At 45.3% G+C, this 18251-nt stretch carries 19 protein-coding genes and 1 pseudogene; 17 read left to right on the forward strand and 3 right to left on the reverse strand.

Annotation, left to right across the window (positions count from 1 at the left end; all coding sequences use genetic code 11):
• Nucleotides 1–8 precede the first annotated feature (8 nt).
• The gene (locus tag CBE73_RS16310; protein ID WP_094095123.1) at nt 9–596 is read left to right on the forward strand and encodes a YdhK family protein; all 588 of its coding nucleotides are present in this window, start codon (nt 9–11) and stop codon (nt 594–596) included.
• Between the two features lie 118 nt (nt 597–714).
• On the opposite strand, the gene CBE73_RS16315 is transcribed toward CBE73_RS16310, so the two are convergent.
• Nucleotides 715–1425, reverse strand: coding sequence for a TetR-like C-terminal domain-containing protein (locus CBE73_RS16315; protein WP_094095124.1), 711 nt, complete (start codon nt 1423–1425; stop codon nt 715–717).
• Nucleotides 1426–1613: 188 nt separating this feature from the next.
• On the opposite strand from CBE73_RS16315, the gene CBE73_RS16320 reads away from it, so the two are divergent.
• The 5 genes from CBE73_RS16320 to CBE73_RS16340 all read left to right on the forward strand — a co-directional run bounded on the left by CBE73_RS16320 (nt 1614) and on the right by CBE73_RS16340 (nt 6467).
• Entirely contained in the window at nt 1614–2372 is a 759-nt protein-coding gene (locus CBE73_RS16320) for an SDR family oxidoreductase (RefSeq protein WP_094095125.1), read from the forward strand.
• Nucleotides 2373–2552: 180 nt separating this feature from the next.
• Nucleotides 2553–2891: a hypothetical protein gene (locus CBE73_RS16325; protein ID WP_094095126.1), complete on the forward strand. Its 339-nt coding sequence runs from the start codon at nt 2553–2555 to the stop codon at nt 2889–2891.
• Nucleotides 2892–3222: 331 nt separating this feature from the next.
• Nucleotides 3223–4104, forward strand: coding sequence for a carbohydrate ABC transporter permease (locus CBE73_RS16330; protein ID WP_094095127.1), 882 nt, complete (start codon nt 3223–3225; stop codon nt 4102–4104).
• Between the two features lie 44 nt (nt 4105–4148).
• The gene (locus CBE73_RS16335) at nt 4149–4955 is read left to right on the forward strand and encodes a carbohydrate ABC transporter permease (RefSeq protein ID WP_174704821.1); all 807 of its coding nucleotides are present in this window, start codon (nt 4149–4151) and stop codon (nt 4953–4955) included.
• Nucleotides 4956–5150: 195 nt separating this feature from the next.
• Nucleotides 5151–6467 carry an ABC transporter substrate-binding protein gene (locus CBE73_RS16340; RefSeq protein ID WP_094095128.1) on the forward strand — a complete coding sequence of 439 codons (1317 nt, stop codon included), beginning with the start codon at nt 5151–5153 and terminating at the stop codon, nt 6465–6467.
• Between the two features lie 239 nt (nt 6468–6706).
• On the opposite strand, the gene CBE73_RS16345 is transcribed toward CBE73_RS16340, so the two are convergent.
• Entirely contained in the window at nt 6707–7501 is a 795-nt protein-coding gene (locus tag CBE73_RS16345; RefSeq protein WP_094095129.1) for a class I SAM-dependent methyltransferase, read from the reverse strand.
• Nucleotides 7502–9061: 1560 nt separating this feature from the next.
• Here CBE73_RS16345 and CBE73_RS16350 point away from each other — a divergent pair.
• The 8 genes and pseudogenes from CBE73_RS16350 (at nt 9062) to CBE73_RS16380 (ending at nt 15202) form a co-directional block, all read left to right on the forward strand.
• Nucleotides 9062–9412, forward strand: a complete 351-nt coding sequence (locus CBE73_RS16350; protein ID WP_094095130.1) for a DUF3139 domain-containing protein — start codon at nt 9062–9064, stop codon at nt 9410–9412.
• A gap of 236 nt (nt 9413–9648) precedes the next feature.
• On the forward strand, nt 9649–10365 hold the full coding sequence (locus CBE73_RS16355; RefSeq protein ID WP_094095131.1) for a hypothetical protein: 717 nt from the start codon (nt 9649–9651) through the stop codon (nt 10363–10365).
• A gap of 288 nt (nt 10366–10653) precedes the next feature.
• On the forward strand, nt 10654–10749 hold the full coding sequence (gene comI / locus CBE73_RS22480) for a competence inhibitor ComI (protein WP_229752580.1): 96 nt from the start codon (nt 10654–10656) through the stop codon (nt 10747–10749).
• A gap of 494 nt (nt 10750–11243) precedes the next feature.
• Entirely contained in the window at nt 11244–11696 is a 453-nt protein-coding gene (locus tag CBE73_RS16360; RefSeq protein ID WP_094093757.1) for an NUDIX hydrolase, read from the forward strand.
• 243 nt (nt 11697–11939) lie between these two features.
• The gene (locus CBE73_RS16365; protein ID WP_094095132.1) at nt 11940–12686 is read left to right on the forward strand and encodes a restriction endonuclease; all 747 of its coding nucleotides are present in this window, start codon (nt 11940–11942) and stop codon (nt 12684–12686) included.
• Nucleotides 12687–12899: 213 nt separating this feature from the next.
• Nucleotides 12900–13793, forward strand: a complete 894-nt coding sequence (locus CBE73_RS16370) for a hypothetical protein (RefSeq protein ID WP_094095133.1) — start codon at nt 12900–12902, stop codon at nt 13791–13793.
• Between the two features lie 538 nt (nt 13794–14331).
• Nucleotides 14332–14426, forward strand: a pseudogene (gene comI, locus CBE73_RS22485) (competence inhibitor ComI).
• A gap of 422 nt (nt 14427–14848) precedes the next feature.
• Nucleotides 14849–15202: a VOC family protein gene (locus CBE73_RS16380; protein WP_094095135.1), complete on the forward strand. Its 354-nt coding sequence runs from the start codon at nt 14849–14851 to the stop codon at nt 15200–15202.
• Nucleotides 15203–15633: 431 nt separating this feature from the next.
• Here CBE73_RS16380 and CBE73_RS22580 read toward each other — a convergent pair whose 3' ends face one another.
• Nucleotides 15634–15717: a putative holin-like toxin gene (locus CBE73_RS22580; RefSeq protein ID WP_220687457.1), complete on the reverse strand. Its 84-nt coding sequence runs from the start codon at nt 15715–15717 to the stop codon at nt 15634–15636.
• Between the two features lie 362 nt (nt 15718–16079).
• Between CBE73_RS22580 and CBE73_RS16385 the strand changes: the two genes are divergently transcribed.
• The 3 genes from CBE73_RS16385 (at nt 16080) to CBE73_RS22495 (ending at nt 18169) form a co-directional block, all read left to right on the forward strand.
• Nucleotides 16080–16559: a DinB family protein gene (locus tag CBE73_RS16385; protein ID WP_094095136.1), complete on the forward strand. Its 480-nt coding sequence runs from the start codon at nt 16080–16082 to the stop codon at nt 16557–16559.
• Between the two features lie 170 nt (nt 16560–16729).
• Nucleotides 16730–17305, forward strand: coding sequence for a dihydrofolate reductase family protein (locus CBE73_RS16390; protein WP_094095137.1), 576 nt, complete (start codon nt 16730–16732; stop codon nt 17303–17305).
• A gap of 483 nt (nt 17306–17788) precedes the next feature.
• Entirely contained in the window at nt 17789–18169 is a 381-nt protein-coding gene (locus tag CBE73_RS22495) for a transporter (RefSeq protein WP_094095138.1), read from the forward strand.
• The last annotated feature ends 82 nt before the right edge of the window (nt 18170–18251 follow it).

Genomic DNA, 18251 nt, shown 5'->3' on the forward strand with positions numbered 1-18251 from the left:
GTTCAGATATGAAAAAATACTTCGCATTGCTGGGAGCCGCTGCGCTGCTTCTAAGCGGCTGCCAGGATCAGAAGGATAACAGCATGAACAGCACGGCTTCGGCACCTGCCGCAGCCGTATCAGCGGCCCAGCAGGATTCGGAAGGGCATGACTCGGACATGCATGATTCCGGGAGCAGTCTGCCGGAGGGGCTGAAGACGAAGGCGAATCCGACTTATCCGGCCGGTACCAAGGTCATCCTAGAAGCGGATCATATGGCAGGGATGAAAGGAGCGGAAGCTACGGTCGTTGGCGCTTATGATACAACCGCTTATGCGGTGACTTATACGCCGACTACTGGAGGGGAGCCCGTTAAGAATCATAAGTGGGTGATCCAGAAGGAAATCAAGGATGCCGGCAGCACCGTGCTGGAGCCAGGCACCCAAGTGACGATCGAAGCCGATCATATGAAAGGAATGAAAGGTGCCAAAGGGGTCATTGAGTCGGCTGAACCTACGACTGTATATATGGTGGATTATAAACCGACAACGGGCGGGCCTGAGGTTAAAAACCACAAGTGGGTGGTCGAAAGCGAATTAAAGGCTGCGTCCAAATAACTCAATGCTTTATTAAGCTTAAGGACCTGAACAGGATTCAAGGCAGAGTACAGCCACAAAGCAGGGACCACCAGTCCCACAAAACAAAGACCAGCTCCACATTTGTGGGGCTGGTCTCTTAAATTCCGCCTCTAGGCAGCAGAGCCATATGGCTCCCCCGGTTGAGCAGATCGACAAGCTGGCAAGCCATATATTCGTGGGATTGGGCAAAATCATTTTCGATCCAGTACCCGATCATACCGATCAGACCCGAAGCGTAGAAGCTGCCCCACAATTCGAAATCGTCCTTCCGGATCCGGCTGGTTGCCGGGATTCCAGAGTCACCCGTTGCGTCCGAGCCGCCCAGAGTTCCAGGATAACTCGCGGTTTTCGAGCTTTCTGGCTTTTCTTGGGTAACCGTCCAGTCCTCCGGATGGATTAGATCCTGAAGGGGGATGCTCCTTAGGAAAGCGAATATTCTACGCTCGAAGCCGGGCAGAGAATCGGAGCCTAAGACGACACGGTAGAAGTTAGCGTGCTCAGACACATGCCTGAAGATCTCTACGGCATCTGCCTGAAGACGGTGAATTTCGAATTTGGAGCAATTCATATAAGGACTGCGGTAAGCCCGGAGCAGATCGGACAGCACATCCTGAAGAAGCTCTTCCAGCAGCTGCTCCTTCTCTTGATAATTATTGTAGAAAGTTCCTCTGTTGACATCGGCATGCTGCACAATTTGCGTGATGGTGATTTCTTCAAAAGAATAACGCTTCAGCAGCTCAAGCAGGGCTTCCTTCAAAGCCTGCCGCGATTTTCTGATCCTCTTATCCGCAGCCGGGATACTGGCCATTTCGCTCACCGCCTTCGTTCATTCAACAGCTGGCCCGAAATGTGAACAATAATTTGAACATTGATGTGAACAATATTGTACAAATTGCCCTTGACGTGTTTATTGTAACAGGACTTCAGACAAATTTATAATAGGGATATAGGCGTAAGCGATTACAGATGCTCGCACAAATTAAAGGAGGTTCTGGCATGAGACTTCAAAATAAAATAGCTATCGTAACAGGCGCAGCTTCCGGTATGGGTAAGCAAATTGCCCTTTTATTTGCCAAGGAAGGGGCCAAGGTGGTCGTCTCCGATTTGAACGTGGAGGGAGCCGAAAGTGTAGCTCAGGAAATTACATCAAATGGCGGAACAGCGACAGCCATCAAAACTAACGTAGCTTTGGAAGAGGACATCCAGCAGCTGGTTGACAAGACGGTCAGCACGTACGGTACGGTTGACATTCTGATCAATAACGCCGGAATTATGGACAACTTCGAGCCGGCAGGCGACATTGTGGACGCCAATTGGGAGCGGGTATTTGCGGTTAATACGACTAGCGTGATGCGGGCAACCCGCAAGGTGCTGCCGATTTTTCTGGAGAAGCAGAGCGGTGTGATCGTGAATGTCGCTTCCGCAGGCGGACTTTACGGCGCACGGGCGGGTGCCGCTTATACAGCTTCCAAACACGCCGTGATCGGCTTCACGAAAAATACCGGCTTCATGTATGCCCAAAACGGCATTCGCTGCAATGCCATTGCGCCGGGCGGCGTGGAGACGAACATCGGCTCGAGCATGACGAATATCAACCCGTTTGGCGCTTCCAGACAAGGTCTTGGCATGGCTCTGAATCCGCGGAACGGCAAGCCGGAGGAAATCGCACAGGTTGCCTTATTCCTGGCCTCGGAGGAATCCAGCTTCGTGAACGGAACAGTCATTACGGCAGATGCCGGTTGGACCGCTTATTAACCGGTTTACCCAAGGAGGATCGAATGAATATTCGATTATCCCGACTTGGTTGAGAAAGCGCCCTGAGGGGCGTCTTTTTTATGCTTCCAGGTGGAGCGGTCCGGTATAAACAGGGGTTGAAAAGGGAACGTTAGTTCCTATATAATAAGAACAAATGTTCCTGTTTAGAGGTGATGACGAATGCTTCCAGACCTGCAGCGTAAGCTGCTCAGGATCTTGTTTAACTTTTCCGCGCAGCAGCGGAGAATGCCGAACTGGCCGGAGCTGGAGCGGAAGACGGGACGCAGGAAGCCGGAGCTTGCGGCCGCGCTGGGACAGCTGCAGGAGAAGGGGTTTATTGCGTGGACGTGGAGCGCGGAAACCGTACGGACGCTAAAGCGGGCCGCCGGACATGAGCCGAATCCGGAGGATATTGTCCTGCTGCAGAGCCGGGAACCGGAAGAGAGAAGGACGGAAACCCGGCAGCTTTTTTCACAAGGGAATGCAGAGAGCCGGACCCGCTACTGGACCCAATATTAAGGGGGAGGCCGGAAAGGAGAGCGCCTGAGAATTTTTTTAGGAAAATTTAAGGTTCTTATCATTCTATTTTCAGCTTGCCGGCTTATTCTTAACACATCCCCTTTTGAATAATAGCTTTTGAGTAGCTATCTTTAATTAGAACGGCATGACTGGCCTGAGGCAGCCAGCCATGATCCGAACATCTTCCCGTCCTGAAGGAGGGCAGAGGATGTTCTTTTTTTTGCCTAAATTAGTCAGAAACCGCTTTCAAAGTTTCGGCGTAAGAGATTAAAGCAAGCAAAGGACGGGTAAACATGTTGAACAGTGACTAATCCGAAATGAGGTGATGAAGATGAATCGGAGAAGGGCTTCCGAGCTGGCGCAGCAATTCATCTTTGTGGGACCTGCAGCTGTCTTTTTTGCAGTGATTGTAGCCGTTCCGTTCCTGCTAGGGTTGTATTATTCCTTTACAAGCTGGAACGGCATTGCGAAGCATGCGGATTGGGCGGGCATACGCAATTATGTCCACATCTTCACGAAGGACCCGTCCTTTCTGAACGCGTTCTGGTTTACCTTCAGGTTTACGGTGCTGGGGCTGATTCTGACGAATCTGCTCGGGTTTGTGCTGGCTTATGTGCTGACGCGCAAGCTGTTTACGCGCAATGTGATGCGGACGGTCTTCTTTATGCCGCATGTCATCGGCGGCTTGCTGCTCGGCTTTATCTGGCAGTTTATCTTTGTGCGGGGGTTCGCCTCCATCGGACAGGCTACGGGCTGGTCGTTCTTCAACCTGCCATGGCTGGGAACGGAAAGCACCTCGTTCTGGTCCATTGTGATTGTCTTCGTCTGGCAGAATGCCGGTTATCTAATGGTGATTTATATTTCAGCGCTTAATAATGTGCCTAAAGGGCTGACGGAAGCGGCTCGGGTTGACGGGGCAGGCCGATGGCAGGTGCTGCGGCATGTGCTGATTCCGATGGTGATGCCTGCGGTGACGGTTTGTTTGTTCCTTTCGATTTCGTGGTCATTTAAGCTGTTTGACCTGAACTTGTCGCTGACCAAAGGCGGGCCGTTTAAGGCTACTGAATCCGTGGCGCTGAACATCTATAACGAAGCCTACACCTTGAGCCGTTATGGCATGGGTTCGGCGAAAGCGATCATTTTCTTCATCGTGGTTGCCTTGATCTCCGTCCTTCAGGTATGGGCCACCAAACGGAAGGAGGTGGAGGTATGAGAAACATGAGAACCCCATCTTTGCGGGGCGGCTACAGCGCGTCCATGGTAGTAGTGGAGATTGTTATCGTGCTGCTGGGTCTGCTGTTTCTGGTGCCGTTCTACTTCCTGCTCGTCAATTCGGTCAAGGAATATGGCAGCATCCTGACAGATTCCGCGAATTGGCCGGCGGCGTTCCATTGGAGCAATTACCGGGAGGCCTGGAAGGCTACCGAGTTCCCCAAGGCGTTCCTGAACTCGCTGATCGTGACTGTGGTCAGCAACCTGCTGTTGTCGCTGATTTGTGCAATGGCCGCTTATAAAATGGTCCGGAGGCCAACCCGGTTCAATAAACTTCTTTATCTTGCCTTTGTGGCGGCGATGGTGATTCCTTTCCAGGCGATCATGATTCCGCTGGTGAAGGTGCTGAGCGGCCTGTCGCTGATGGACAGTACGTTGGGTCTCATCATCGCTTACCTTGGCTTCGGGGCGCCGATCACGGTGTTTCTGTTCCACGGATTTGTGAAATCCGTTCCGGTGGATATTGAGGAAGCGGGCAAGGTGGACGGAAGTTCGCCTTACGGCATTTTCTTCCGGATAGTGCTGCCCCTCATGCAGCCGATCATCGTTACCGTCATTATTCTGAATACGCTGTGGATCTGGAATGACTACCTGATGCCTTATCTGATTCTTCAAAGTCCGAATCTGGCGACGATTCCGATCGCCACCTACGCCTTCTTCGGCCAATACACGAAGCAGTGGGATCTGGCGCTTCCGGCGCTGACGCTGGGCATTGCGCCTGTGGTGATCTTTTTCCTCGTGATGCAGAAGTACATTATTGAAGGTGTGTCGACCGGGTCGGTAAAAGGATGAGGAAGCGGGATGGTTAAGGGAATAAGTGATTAAGCGAGTGAACGATTAAAGGTATGAAGGAAGAGGCTGCCGGGTGAAGGTTATCGGGTTATAGGAATCGTGAACCATAATGCATGATTATGCTATCGAACTTTGGAAAGCCAAACGGACAAACCCTTCCGGCAATCCCCTCGTAACTAGGGGGTGAGGAACGGGATGGAGCGAACGGAGGGATATGAGGTGCAGGTGAATAACAGGGTGCGCAGAGCGTTCAAGTTGGGCAGTCTGCTGCTGGCAACGGTGCTTACTGTGGCTGGCTGCAGCAGCAGCGGCAGTGGTGAGGCTGGTACGGCCGGCGGCACGAAGACGATTCATATTTTTCAGTTCAAGGTGGAAATTGCGGATGCTCTGGACAAGCTCAAAGCGGATTATGAGAAGGAGCATCCCGGCATCAAGCTGGACATCCAGACCGTCGGCGGGGGCAGTGATTACGGGGCTTCGCTGAAGGCGAAATTTGCTTCGGGCAGCAAGCCGGATATTTTTAACGTGGGCGGTTATGTGGAACGTGACATGTGGTTCGACTATCTGGAGGATTTGAGCGACCAGCCTTGGGTCAAGGATGTGAAGGACGTGGCCAGAGAGCCGATGACCCGGGACGGGAAGCTGTACGGCATGCCGATGAACCTGGAGGGTTACGGGTTTATGTACAATAAGGATTTGTTCGCCAAGGCGGGCATTACCAAGCTGCCGATGACGATCGATGAGCTGGAGGAAGCGTGCAAGAAGCTCCAGGCCATCGGGGTTACTCCGTTTGCCAACGGTTATCAGGAATGGTTTGTGCTCGGTAATCACAACGTCAATGTGGCTTTTGCGCAGCAGAAGGCCCCGGGCGCTTTCATTCAGGGACTGACCGACGGCACGGAGAAATTTGCGGGGAACCAGGTGTTTGAGGAGTGGGCGAATCTGCTGGATTTGACGCTGAAATACGGCAACAAAAATCCGCTGTCGACCGACTACAACACCCAGGTGACGATGTTCGCAAGTGGTCAGGCTGCCATGATGCAGCAGGGGAACTGGACGCAGGTTCAGCTCGACGGGATCAATCCGGATCTCAAGCTGGGGTTCCTGCCGATGCCGATCGACAATACGCCCGAGGACAACGATAAGCTGTACGTAGGCGTGCCGAACAACTGGGTCATCGATAAGGAGTCGCCGGTGAAGCAGGAGGCCAAGGACTTTCTGAACTGGCTGGTTACATCCGATACGGGAAAAAAATACATCACCAAGGAATTCAAATTTATTCCCGCGTTTAATAGCATCAAGGGTACCGAAGAGGACCTTGGTCCGCTCGGAGCTGAAATTCTCAAATACACGGATGCGGGCAAGACGCTCACCTGGAACTGGGCCCGGATGCCGAACGGCATGCCGCAGGAGCTTGCGAACACGATGCAGGCTTATATCGGCGGCAAAATCGATAAGCAGGAAATGTTCGAGCAATTCCAGACGAACTGGGATAACCTGAGTGTGCAGTAAGAAGTGAGAGTTGAGTTAATAGGGTTATACAAAAAAAACAAACAGCTCCCCGCGGCCTGGACGGCAGGCGGAAGGAGCTGTTTATTTTTTTAATCTGCAATCTGCAGGTGCGGGATTCAGGAAAAGGTGCAAGGTAGAGGCCAAACCAGGCCGGCCGTCACTCTAAAGAAGGGCGAAGTCCAGGGCACGAAGGCGTAGACCGTAGACCGTAGAACATATGCTGTAGAACAGATACGAAGCTAGAGCTTTTCCGCTATCAGTGTAAACGTCTTGGGAATGCCCTTGTCGAAGACGTCGGATGACAGGTTCGGCAGTTCCTCCAGCAGACGCAGGAACAAACCGGCGGTCGCTACGGCCGTGACGATTTCACCCAAGTTCCAGTGGCGCAGCTTTACTTTCTGCACCTCTGGCTGCCTGCTATTGTCCGGAAGGAACTTGTAGAAGGAAATTTCAGTTTCCTTCAGTTCGGTATCGAAATAATCGCCGTCCACCTTGTGCTTGCGGATATTGGCTGTGGTTCCACGGGAGGAGATCAGTTTGGTCGATACGGGGTGGAAATCCTGCAGCACCAGCTTGCCGCCTTTGCCGAGCAGGGAACGAACCACCTCAAACAGCGGAACCAGATCGGTGAAATAATGCAGGATGCCAAACTCCATAAACACAATGTCGTAGTCACCGGTGACCGTTCCCTCCGGGAGAGCAAGCACGTCGGAGACGATGTAATGCAGGGGAACTCCCGCGGCTGCGGCGAGCTCCAAAGCGTAATGCTTGTTTTCCTCCGAGAAATCGGCGACCGTCACGTCAGCGCCAAGCAAAGCAAGTGCTACCGCTTTGTTGCCACCGGAGCCCATCAGATTGATGATTTTCTTGTCTTTGACATCGCCCATATAGTCCAACACTTTACCGAGCCGTTTCTCCGGCGCGCTGCGCAGCTTGGCTGCGGCCTCCTCCGGCGTGCCAAATCGCTGCGACCAGGCGGCGTAGGTGCCTGTGTTCCAGGCTTTATGATTCTGCTGATATTGCTGTTCCTCCAACGTAAATCCTCCTTAAATGGACATAAGCGCCAACCAAAACTGCTGGCTGACGCTTACTGATGTGTATAGTTAACCGTACCTTCTGTACACGTAAAAAGGCACATGGTTCCTTCCAAGGCTAAAACCTTCAATCTCAAACTTCTAAAACAACAAAAGCCCTACCTCTCTTCTGTCCTTGCGGCTCCGATGACCGCGCCAGTGTGAATCAGAAACTGCTTAAAATCCATACTCTTAGGGTTCATCAAATAGGAATTTATATACCGGAAACGGTATTCAAGGAGGGTTAAAGCCAAATGAGGAATTAAAAAGCGTTAACATACTAAATATATATTATACACGTTGTATAGTGGGGAGTCAAGAAATATAAACTTCAACAAAAAAATGTTTACTGCATAGGCCAAACCGGTTAATGGTAATAATAGGAGTAAATCAAATTGTGAGTCTGATAAACAAGGAGGCGAGCGGATATGAATGAACATTTTTGGTACATTTTAATTCTGGGCCTGGTTGGCGTGATCGGCATTGTTGGTGTAGGCTGGTTTATGGTGATGCTTGGCCGTGAGGAGCGCGGGGCGCGTTGAGTTAATTGGTGAGCGGTGATGGGATTACCGCCCTGCGATGAACCGGAATGATTATGCAAATGCTCGACTACCGTTATGAATCGAGGCCAAGCGTGAGCATGGAGCTGCACGAATAACGTAAAGTGAAAAAGAAAAGACGAATCTGATAATCAGAAGGTTGTTGTTCTCTGCGGAGAGCGGCAGCCTTTTTCTTTTTTACTCAAGGCGGGATAGGAAACTGAACGGGATGGAAGGTGAAGGTGAATTTTGGGAAAAAAGGAACTTAAGGAACGGACGAAGAAATCTATAAGGGATGAGAGGGTTCGCAGATATTCCGGAGTTAGGGGTATTTGTGAAGTTCGGAGATAAGGGGTTAGGGGTTATTTATACGAAGTTCGGATAAGTGGTGTTAAGCGAAACTTCCGAAAGAATATAGAATTCATAATAACATCTACAAAAACAAGAAATGTATGAAGTAAACTCGAAACCGAGGCAAGCCCGGCGAATGCAAAGATTATAACGAAGTGAATTCGGAACCGAGGCAAGCCCGGCGAATGCAAGGACTATAACGAAGTGAATTCGGAACCGAAGCAAATCCGGCGTATACAAAGACTGCACGAAGTGAGCTCGGAATCGAAGAAATTCCAATAATAATTGGGATGTAATCCAAGAGGTCGAAGCATCGCTTAACACCGTATTCACGCTGCGGGGCTATCGCCCCTTGGTTGTCGGATGTATAATCATGGAAGAAGCTCAGACAACAAACGACCCAGCCTAAGATAAGAGCTATCTAAGGCTGGGTCGTTTCGTGAATACAAAGACGTTAGGCGAAACCTCTGGAATGCTGATGTGATAGTAATCTCAGAGAAGTGAAAGATTCAATGAAGCAAGACAAAAACTACTCTTCGGTCAGCAACATAATTATTTGAGTTAACTTGCCAGATCATAAATCTTGTTTCCTCTCGAGTTCTTGACTTCAAAATATGAGGACGAAAAATTTATGAAAAAGAAAACAAAGGTAATTTTGATTATTATAACAACGCTTGTGTGTTTACTAATCACAGCTGCAATTACTTATGTACAGGTGAACAAGATTATATATGCAAATAGGGTGACAGACTATTTACTAGAGAAGCAAAATTATAATAGTGAAGAGATCGAATTCGTCGAAGGTGTCTGGGGGAAGATGTTGCCCGCGTTTTTTGCAGTAGTTGTATTTAAGGATGAGCCAGAAGTTGAATATATATATTTTGCACATAATGAAGTAATGCAGTTTGGATATAGACTGACTGAAGCAGGAAAGCAAATAGGAATAGAAGAATTAGAACTGAAACATTTAGATAATAGATGATGTTAGGATTTCGAAGAGGTTAGAGGCATCGTCTAACAAAATATTCACGCTTCGGGGCATTCGCCCCTCGGCCCACCAAGAAACGGATCGAGCTAAACGCCGATCCGGGCGGACACATCCGCACCGACTAACCGCATCGCGGCCGGCTCCTGGCGGAGCCTTAAGTCGGTGGGACGTCGTGAATACGGGAACGTTATAGGAAATCAGCGCAATACATTGAAAACTAGGAGAATCATATGAATCTATTTTTTATGGATGAGTGTAAGCCATCTCAATTGAAAATTTCTTCATTGACGGGGATACTAATACCCGTCGGTAAATATCCAAAGATGAGAACTGAATTCTATAACATGTTGAATAAATTCATTTCTCCTGAAATAGGCACTATTAATATGAATATTCCTGAACTACATGGAAGTAATTTACTTAGAGACTATCCGGATGACGTTAAGTTAGACATTATTGATGAGATAATTTCAATTGTTAACTCATTCCAAATCAATATCTACAGAGTAGGGTATTTTATTAATGAGCAAACAGATAAGTTTTTCGGTCAAGATAAAAACCTTCTGGGATTATGTTGGGGCAGCTTAGTTAATATTCTTCAACCAGTACTGGAACGAGAAACTATAATCCCTGTAATGGATAAGATAAATTCAAAAGAAGTATCAATCATGTCTGGAATGGTTAAGTCTACTGATATTATAAGACATGTAAATCCAGATTTTCTAAGCATAAAGAACTCAGAAAATATTTTTGGGGAAGTCTTTTATGCTGACAGCAATTATTCTATATTTACTCAACTTGTTGATATCATAAGTTATTGCAGACATATTAATGATAAACACATTTATGGTAATTTTAAATTATCATCATTTCATATAGAAATATTAGAAAAATCAAAAAGAATTAATATGACTTATGAAGAGATTATTAAATTAAAGATAGATTAAGGCATTGTGAAAGTTAGATCGAAGAAGGCGTTGACATCCTATAACAATATATTCACGCTGCGGGCCGTTCGGCCCTGGGTCTGCCAGTAGATAATTCTAGGAAGTGGAAGCAGGCAGACAACCCTACGGGTTCGTGAATACAACAACGTTATAAGAAATTCCGGCAAAACATATTTAAAACATAAATACGAACAAACATTCTATTGATGAGTTGTTATATGTGGTAGAATAAGGAAGTACAATTGAATCTTGGGTGGGCATGGTTTCCCTTCGAAAGGAGGTGAAGCCATGGAGGTTAAAGATGCATTGACAATAATGTTCCTTTTCGGAACGTTTATCCTTGCCCTCTTAACATACATTAATTCTAACAACAAGAGAAAGTAAAAACCCACCCCAAGGTTAACGGCCGAAGGTGGGTTTTGTTCCTTAAATGACTTAGAGGGGAATAAACCATCCAAGCCAATTGTATAACCGAGTGTTCTCAGCACTCGGTTTTCTTATACAAATAATACCATACCTATAAGACGAAGAAAACCCGAAAAATAAATCTATGAATGAAGAACATGATTAAGGAACTCAAATAAGGATCCGAATAAGAACTTGAATAAGAACTTGAATAAGAACTTGCATTAAGCCTAAGGACATATTTGTAGCAACCCAAAGAAGGCCGGAACATCCTATAACACCGTATTCACGCGCCGGGCCTGACGGATCTAGGTCTGCAAGAGGCATTTCGAGGAAGCAGAATCAGCAGACAACTCTGCACTGGCTAAGTCCGTCGGACCCGAGGCTTACGCCCCTTAAGCCAGTGAGGGTTCGTGAATACAAGAACGTTATATGACATCACAGACAAATGAATATTAGAAAGAGGAATCTAGATGGGATATATTTCAGAACTCCGGAAATTGGTCGGTACTCGACCTTTAATTTTGACTGGTGTGACGGTTATCGTATTGAACGAAGAAAAGAATATATTGCTTCAAAGAAGAACGGATACAGGAGATTGGGGAGTTATTGGAGGAGCCTTAGAAATAGCTGAAACTTTTGAAGAAGCAGGACATAGAGAATTATATGAAGAAGCTGGACTCAATGCAGAAGAACTGAAATTTATAACGGTCTTATCTGGAAGTGATATGTACTATCAATATCCTCATGGCGATGAAGTTTATAATGCAATTATAGTATACGAAGCCCACAAGGTATCTGGGATTCCAACAATCAATGATAATGAAGGACTTGAATTGAAGTATTTTAGTTTAAAAGAGCCAATAAATGAATTGAATTCAATGACCTATAAGATCTTAAAGAAGTCAGGATACATTCATTGGTAGTTAATCGAAGAAGTCTGTGACGTCATATAACAATATATTCACGCTGCGGGCCAGTCGGCCCTTGGTTCGCCCGATGAGGATGAAGCTGGAAGTGGATTCAGGCGAACAACCCTGCGAACCTAACCGCGTCGCGACCGGCAGCTGTGGCTGCCTTAAGGTTCTCGGGTTCATGAATACAATAACGTTAGGCGAAATTCTTGCAAATAATAATATAAATACATCATAAATTCGGAGGGGGAATTTTTGCTTAACTTTAAAAGAAAAATGAAAGACAAAGGGAAGAGCTTTGAAGAGCTTGTACAATACGTGTATCAACAACTGTTATTCCTTGAAGGGAAGGAGATTCAAGTATTAAGAGATATTGAGATATTAGGAAAGTCAGGTGCAAAACATCAAATAGATGCTTTCTATCAATTTGAATTAGTTGGGGTAACACATAAAGTAGTTATTGAATGTAAGAACCATACTAGACCAATTACCAAAGGAAACGTTCAGGAATTCTATGGTAAGCTTTTAGATTTAGATAATTGTACCGGAATCATGGTTTCATCAAGTGGATTTCAGCAAGGGGCGGAAACAATTGCATCGCATTATGGAATAGAACTAATATCGATGGGAGAACTTCCTTTGTTAGGTAAAGTAGTGGCTGCTAAAATTGCTGTTATTTTACCTAATGAAAAGGTTGTAGGCCAACCCTTTTGGACTCTAATGGGTGACCAAGATGGTGAAGTGAATGGTACATACATGGTTTTACCTCACGAAAATGATAAGGGATTTTATTTGTTTACTTCAAAAAAGACAGCAGAATTGATTTCTAATAGAGCTGGTGGGTTAGTCAGAGGAGTTAGCCAACTTCATCTTAGAGTACTACTTTCATTTGCAGACTATCATAAGCTGAAATTTATGTTTTTCCCCTATGATGAACAGTTGATATTTAAGTTATCTACGATTGAAGTTAAGGAACATTTTTTAAATTCGGATTTTAGTTAGGCTTCGAAGGCAATAACTTCACCTAACATTATATTCACGCTTCGGAGCCTGGCGGCTCCTCGGTCCGCCCGAGGGGATTGGCAGGGAAGTGGAGTCAGGCAGTCAGGCTGACACATCCGCACCACCCAACAGCATCACGGCCGGTCCTTCGGACCTTAGGGTGGTGTGACGTCGTGAATACGGGAACGTTAGGTGAAATTACTGAAGGGATAGATGCGTAAAGTGAAAATAAAGAAAAAAATAAGAGTGATAAAACATTGGGAATTACATGGTGCAAAATATGTTCTTGCACTTTTTCTTATTACTATCATTGGAGCATTATACGTAGTAATAAGATATTCAAATTTAATTAGTAAGGCGGAGGCATCATTCAAGGACCCAGGATTTATTGGGATATTCGGATCTCTATTGGGAGCTTTAGTAGGGGGCCTCATGTCAATTATAGCAGCGGTTTATGTTAATAATAAACAATCTAAATCAAAAGCGTATTTAGTCAAGATGAATGTTACTTACAAACCACTCTACGATGAGTTGATTGAATTAAAATCAATATTAGAACAAAATCCTTATCCGAATTATTTTCGGTTTGAGAAGGGAACTCAAACATTAGTTCCTCACCCACAGTTTAATGCTTGGGAAAGAATTAAAAGCGATTCACGTTATCTTTTTGTTCCGAACTATATAAAAACCGAATTTAGTAATTTCTATGTACTTGTAGAAGAGTATTTAACATCACGGTATCAAGCATCTCAAGAAATACAAGATAAAATCAATGAAGTGCTTTTCAGAATGTATTTGACCACTTGTACCATTCAAAATCTCGGAGAAGTTATTACTAGTAAAATAGTAAGTAATGATGACGAAAACGGATCTATATTTTCGTTTTATTTTGACGATGCGTTAAATCCCAGAGTAACATTAAATGATCAGCAAAAAGCTGAACTGACAGAAATAATTTTTGAAGAGTGTAATAATTTAAGTTCAGCTCGCCAGTTAAAATGGAATTATATATGCATGACTGAAAAAATTGATGAACTGATTTTTTGTATTGGTACGATCATTGAAATTATTAACAAAAAGTATGAAAATCATAGTGCAATTATTTGATATGTGAGGGAAATAAATGAAAAATTATGGGTTGAGTAAGCACAGAATAAGAGATATCGTAAGTTACCAATTTAATAAGCATCCAGATATTTATTATTATTTGGACAATCAGTATTTAGAGCAAATAATAAGTTCATTGGTTGAGGGATTTGCTGAAGCAATGGAAAGAAACAACAAAGAGCTGATAGAATCGTTATTTCGGGAATTAAATCGTAGGCTGTAACGAAGATGAAAGTAACTTCACCTAACAATATAGCTTCGGGCCTGACGGCCCTTGGTCTGCAGAGGTTTTTCGAGGGTGCGAATTCAGCAGACAACCCTGCACTGGCTAAGTATGTCGGACCCGGGGCTAACGCCCCTTAAGCCTCTCGGGTTCGTGAACACAGAGAACGTGGCATGAAAGGGCTGCTAATTGTATTAAAACCATAAAAAACTTAGGCCCAACCAATATATAAGAACGCAGATGTAAATAAAGGTAAAATATAACTACAATTGAATCTTGGGTGGTCATGGTTTCCCTTCGAAAGGAGGTGAAGCCATGGAGGTGAAAGATGCACTACGATTATGTTCCTATTTGGATCATTCATTCTTGCACTTTTAACTTACATTAATAATAACAACAAGAGAAAGTAAAAACCCACCCCAAGGTTGACCGCCGAAGGTGGGTTTTCGATCGTAAATGACTAAGAAGGGATTACCCATCCAAGCCAATTGTATGGACCAAGTGTTAGCGCACTTGGTCTTTATTAAATATATGGTACCATAATTGAAAAGATGTATCAAAGAACTAATTGTAGAAAAGACATAATTGCATTATGGGAGTATTTCGAAGAGGGCATCCCCATCAGATAACATAGTATTCACGCTGCGTTGCCTACGGCTCCTTGGTTTGCAAGAGGCGGTTCAGGAAGTAGTTCAGCAGACAATCTGCGAGGCTAAGTCTCCGACCCAGTCGCTAAAGCTCCTTTAAGCCTCTCGGACTCGTGAATACAAGAACGTTAGCTGAAATTCCCGAAAATACTAAAAAAACTTAAGTTCAATCTTGGAGGTATGAAATGAAGGTCAAACGAGTTGTCTCTAATATCGCTACACGGGATATCGCTGCAGCTAAATGTTTTTATCAGGACGTACTTGGACTTGATTTATTAATGGACCATGGTTGGATTGCAACATACGGGTCGCAGGAGGAGATGAGCATACAAATTAGTTTTGCCTCAGAGGGAGGATCCCACACGTCTACGCCTGATCTTTCGATTGAAGTCGATGATTTAGATGCAGCGTATGAACGCATGAAGAGTGCAGGATTTTCGATAGAATATGGACCTGTTGATGAGCCGTGGGGAGTTCGTCGGTTCTTTGTCCGTGACCCATTTGGCAAGCTCATTAATATACTTGCTCATATACAATAAAGTGCTTAGATTCACGTCCACACAATCAATGTACATAATGAATTAGGTAAACATAAGAAAATTAATTGCAAATTGTGAGATTCCTTGTAGAAATAGACTTGTTTGATCTAGAGAACATTTAAAAGAATATTTATAATGACTGAGGTTTGGGGCAGGCTTCGAAGTCGGGACATCAGTTAACAACATATTCACACAGCGGGCCTGACGTCCTTTGGTCTGAAGATGCATTGACAGAGAAGCAGACAACATTACAGACCCTATATAAATAAAAATCAATAAATCCTATAAAAGCGTTATAAAATGAGTTATACTCAGGTCAGAATAAGTAAGAGCCGTGCGCGAACACGGCTCCAAAGTATAATAACTGCATAAAGAGCAGTCGGCCACACTAGTTAGGTCGCAGAATAGACCGTTTCCTTAGGCAGGGCGGTCTATTTCTTTTTCATGTAGGTAAGCAATGCCAGAATGAACATGCCGAACATGAACATTAAGGAAAGTGCATCTTTGACCTCCATGGGCATCACCTCCCTTCAGGGAGATTAGCCGACCGCCCTTATAGCCGTATATTGCACTAGAAAATTATAACATATATGACATAATTAAATACCGTTAAAATACTATATTTATCTAGAATACATAGGAAACAAAGCCGTATATGAGAATGTAAACTCACAGGCGTAAATTCAGACAACACACGACCCGGTCTAAGATAAGAGCTATCTAAGGCCGGGGCGTGTCATAGATGCGGGAACGTTAACGTTATGTGAAACCTCCGAAGAGCTGATAGAATGCGTTCTCAGAGGAGCAGTATGCAATCAATAATCAGATATAGTTAGGATTCCGAATGGAATGAGTATCTTTTTTAGGAGGCTACCGCATGTTAAAACTATTCGAATATAACTGGCAAGTTCGCAGGGATTGGTTTAATTGGTGTGGAACTGTAAGGGAAGAAGAATTATTGAACCAACGCACTGGCGGTATTGGGTCCATTCTCCCCACGTTGTATCACATAGTGGCAGTCGAGTATGGCTGGATATGTGGTGGAATACAAGAAAAAGCGATTAATATCCCACAATTCAAGGAAGTGGCAAGCTTAAAGAAGTTAAAAGACTTTTCCGCCCGTTGCCACGAGGAACTAGCTCCATTTGTTTATGGTTGGAATGACAGTCTAGAAGAATGCATTATGATTGATATTACGGATGAAGGGGACAGGGAGCCCCATAAATACGGCGAAGTGATGCGGCATGTGATCGCCCACGAGATCCATCACATCGGTCAATTATCTATATGGTCAAGGGAAATTGGCGTGAAGCCGGTTACTGCAAATTTGATCGGCAGAGGGTTATTTGATAATTAGTAGGTTCGATGAAGTCGGAAGAATCGCATAACAACGTATTGACGCATCGGGACATTCGTCCCTCGGTCCGGCAGAAGTTAGGGGTATTAGCAATGAAACATACAATCCTAACCTTTATACGAGATCTTGTAGTCAATACATTACATCATATAAACAAAGGAGAATTGAAAATGAGAAAACTCGTTCTATTTCTGCACGCATCACTTGACGGTTTTGTAGAAGGGCCGAACGGTGAAATGGACATTGGCTGGGTTTCCTACGATGCTGATTTAGAGAAACACGCGAAAGAAATTCTCAGTACTGCCGACACTGTCATTTGGGGACGTGGAACTTATCAGATGATGCATAGTTACTGGCCATCTGTGCCTTCGAACCCATCAGCTTCGCAATATGAACGGAATCATGCCGAGTGGATCGAAAAGACAGCCAAAATCGTATTTTCCACGACGCTGGAGAATGTCGAATGGAACAATTCCAGACTGGTAAAGGAAGATGTTGAGAAAGAGATCAGGAACCTCAAACAACAGCCAGGCAAGGATATAGTCATCCTCGGCAGTCCCAGGTTTGCGCACCACGTGATGGGTCTTGATCTAATCGATGAGTACAAAATTACGGTTTCTCCTGTCCTGATCGGCAGCGGGCTGCCATTGTTTCAAGGACTCCAAGAGAAGACCAATCTTAAACTCATCGAAAATAAAACTTTCGATTCCGGAGCCATTGGTCTCTGCTACCAAACGGTTAGATGACTAGGCTCGTAAGGTAATTTGCATTACCCAATTAGTCAACGGGGCTGAACTAACGGGGGCGATAGTTAAAAGTGAATGATGGTATTTGTATTTCGGAGAAAGCACTAACATCCTATAACATCGTAAACACGCTGCGGGCTCACGTCCCTTGGTTGTCAGATGTATAAACATGGAGGCAAGCTCAGGCAACACACGACCCGGCCTTAGATAACTCTTATCTAAGGCCGGGTCGCGTCGTAGATGCGGGAACGTTATATGGAAGAGCTGTTATTATATTAAAATTCTATAATCAAAAGGTTACAAGGATACAAGAGTAATTGTACGTGTATGTAAATAAAGGTAAAATATAACTACAATTGAATCTAGGTGGGCATGGCTTCCCCATCCCCTAACACCATATTCACAATCGGGGCATCCGCCCAAGCGCCCTTTCCGCGAATGCATATGATGATTATGCCTATACACTGAAAGGAGCGATAACATATGGGACTTTTTTCAACCCCAGGAACCGGCGGAGGATTCCCGGGATCCCCGAGTGGATCTGGCGTGTCGGGAGGAACGGGTTTTCCAGGCGGATTTACGGGGGGATTCCCCGGAGGATTTCCGGGAGGTGTTCAAGCACCGTCTTCTCCTCCACCGCAATTTTTACCCCAAATGTCGGCCACCACATTTGCCATTGACCCCGGCGCGATCAGAGGCTGCTTATTCCGAAACACATACGTTTGGCTGAACAACGGCGAACAATTCTGGTTCTTCCCGATATTCGTCGGGCGTAATTCTGTTGCAGGGTTTAGATGGTTTGGTTTCTTCTGGGCATACTTTGGCATTGATTTGAATCGGATTCGTTCGTTCACGTGCTTCTAAGCCGACTGCGAAAAAGAATAGCCTTCGGGCACAGCGATCCCCTTAGGATAAGAGCGATCTAAGGGGGATCGGCGTCGTGAGT

This window comes from Paenibacillus physcomitrellae (genome assembly GCF_002240225.1).
GTDB classification, from domain to species: domain Bacteria; phylum Bacillota; class Bacilli; order Paenibacillales; family Paenibacillaceae; genus Fontibacillus; species Fontibacillus physcomitrellae.

Bases quoted from the DNA above. Each gene is read 5' to 3' on its own strand.
- CBE73_RS16310 (WP_094095123.1), top strand. From the start codon at position 9: ATGAAAAAATACTTCGCATTGCTGGGAGCCGCTGCGCTGCTTCTAAGC.
- CBE73_RS16315 (WP_094095124.1), bottom strand. From the start codon at position 1,425: ATGGCCAGTATCCCGGCTGCGGATAAGAGGATCAGAAAATCGCGGCAG.
- CBE73_RS16320 (WP_094095125.1), top strand. From the start codon at position 1,614: ATGAGACTTCAAAATAAAATAGCTATCGTAACAGGCGCAGCTTCCGGT.
- CBE73_RS16325 (WP_094095126.1), top strand. From the start codon at position 2,553: ATGCTTCCAGACCTGCAGCGTAAGCTGCTCAGGATCTTGTTTAACTTT.
- CBE73_RS16330 (WP_094095127.1), top strand. From the start codon at position 3,223: ATGAATCGGAGAAGGGCTTCCGAGCTGGCGCAGCAATTCATCTTTGTG.
- CBE73_RS16335 (WP_174704821.1), top strand. From the start codon at position 4,149: ATGGTAGTAGTGGAGATTGTTATCGTGCTGCTGGGTCTGCTGTTTCTG.
- CBE73_RS16340 (WP_094095128.1), top strand. From the start codon at position 5,151: ATGGAGCGAACGGAGGGATATGAGGTGCAGGTGAATAACAGGGTGCGC.
- CBE73_RS16350 (WP_094095130.1), top strand. From the start codon at position 9,062: ATGAAAAAGAAAACAAAGGTAATTTTGATTATTATAACAACGCTTGTG.
- CBE73_RS16355 (WP_094095131.1), top strand. From the start codon at position 9,649: ATGAATCTATTTTTTATGGATGAGTGTAAGCCATCTCAATTGAAAATT.
- comI (WP_229752580.1), top strand. From the start codon at position 10,654: ATGGAGGTTAAAGATGCATTGACAATAATGTTCCTTTTCGGAACGTTT.
- CBE73_RS16360 (WP_094093757.1), top strand. From the start codon at position 11,244: ATGGGATATATTTCAGAACTCCGGAAATTGGTCGGTACTCGACCTTTA.
- CBE73_RS16370 (WP_094095133.1), top strand. From the start codon at position 12,900: ATGCGTAAAGTGAAAATAAAGAAAAAAATAAGAGTGATAAAACATTGG.
- CBE73_RS16380 (WP_094095135.1), top strand. From the start codon at position 14,849: ATGAAGGTCAAACGAGTTGTCTCTAATATCGCTACACGGGATATCGCT.
- CBE73_RS22580 (WP_220687457.1), bottom strand. From the start codon at position 15,717: ATGGAGGTCAAAGATGCACTTTCCTTAATGTTCATGTTCGGCATGTTC.
- CBE73_RS16385 (WP_094095136.1), top strand. From the start codon at position 16,080: ATGTTAAAACTATTCGAATATAACTGGCAAGTTCGCAGGGATTGGTTT.
- CBE73_RS16390 (WP_094095137.1), top strand. From the start codon at position 16,730: ATGAGAAAACTCGTTCTATTTCTGCACGCATCACTTGACGGTTTTGTA.
- CBE73_RS22495 (WP_094095138.1), top strand. From the start codon at position 17,789: ATGGGACTTTTTTCAACCCCAGGAACCGGCGGAGGATTCCCGGGATCC.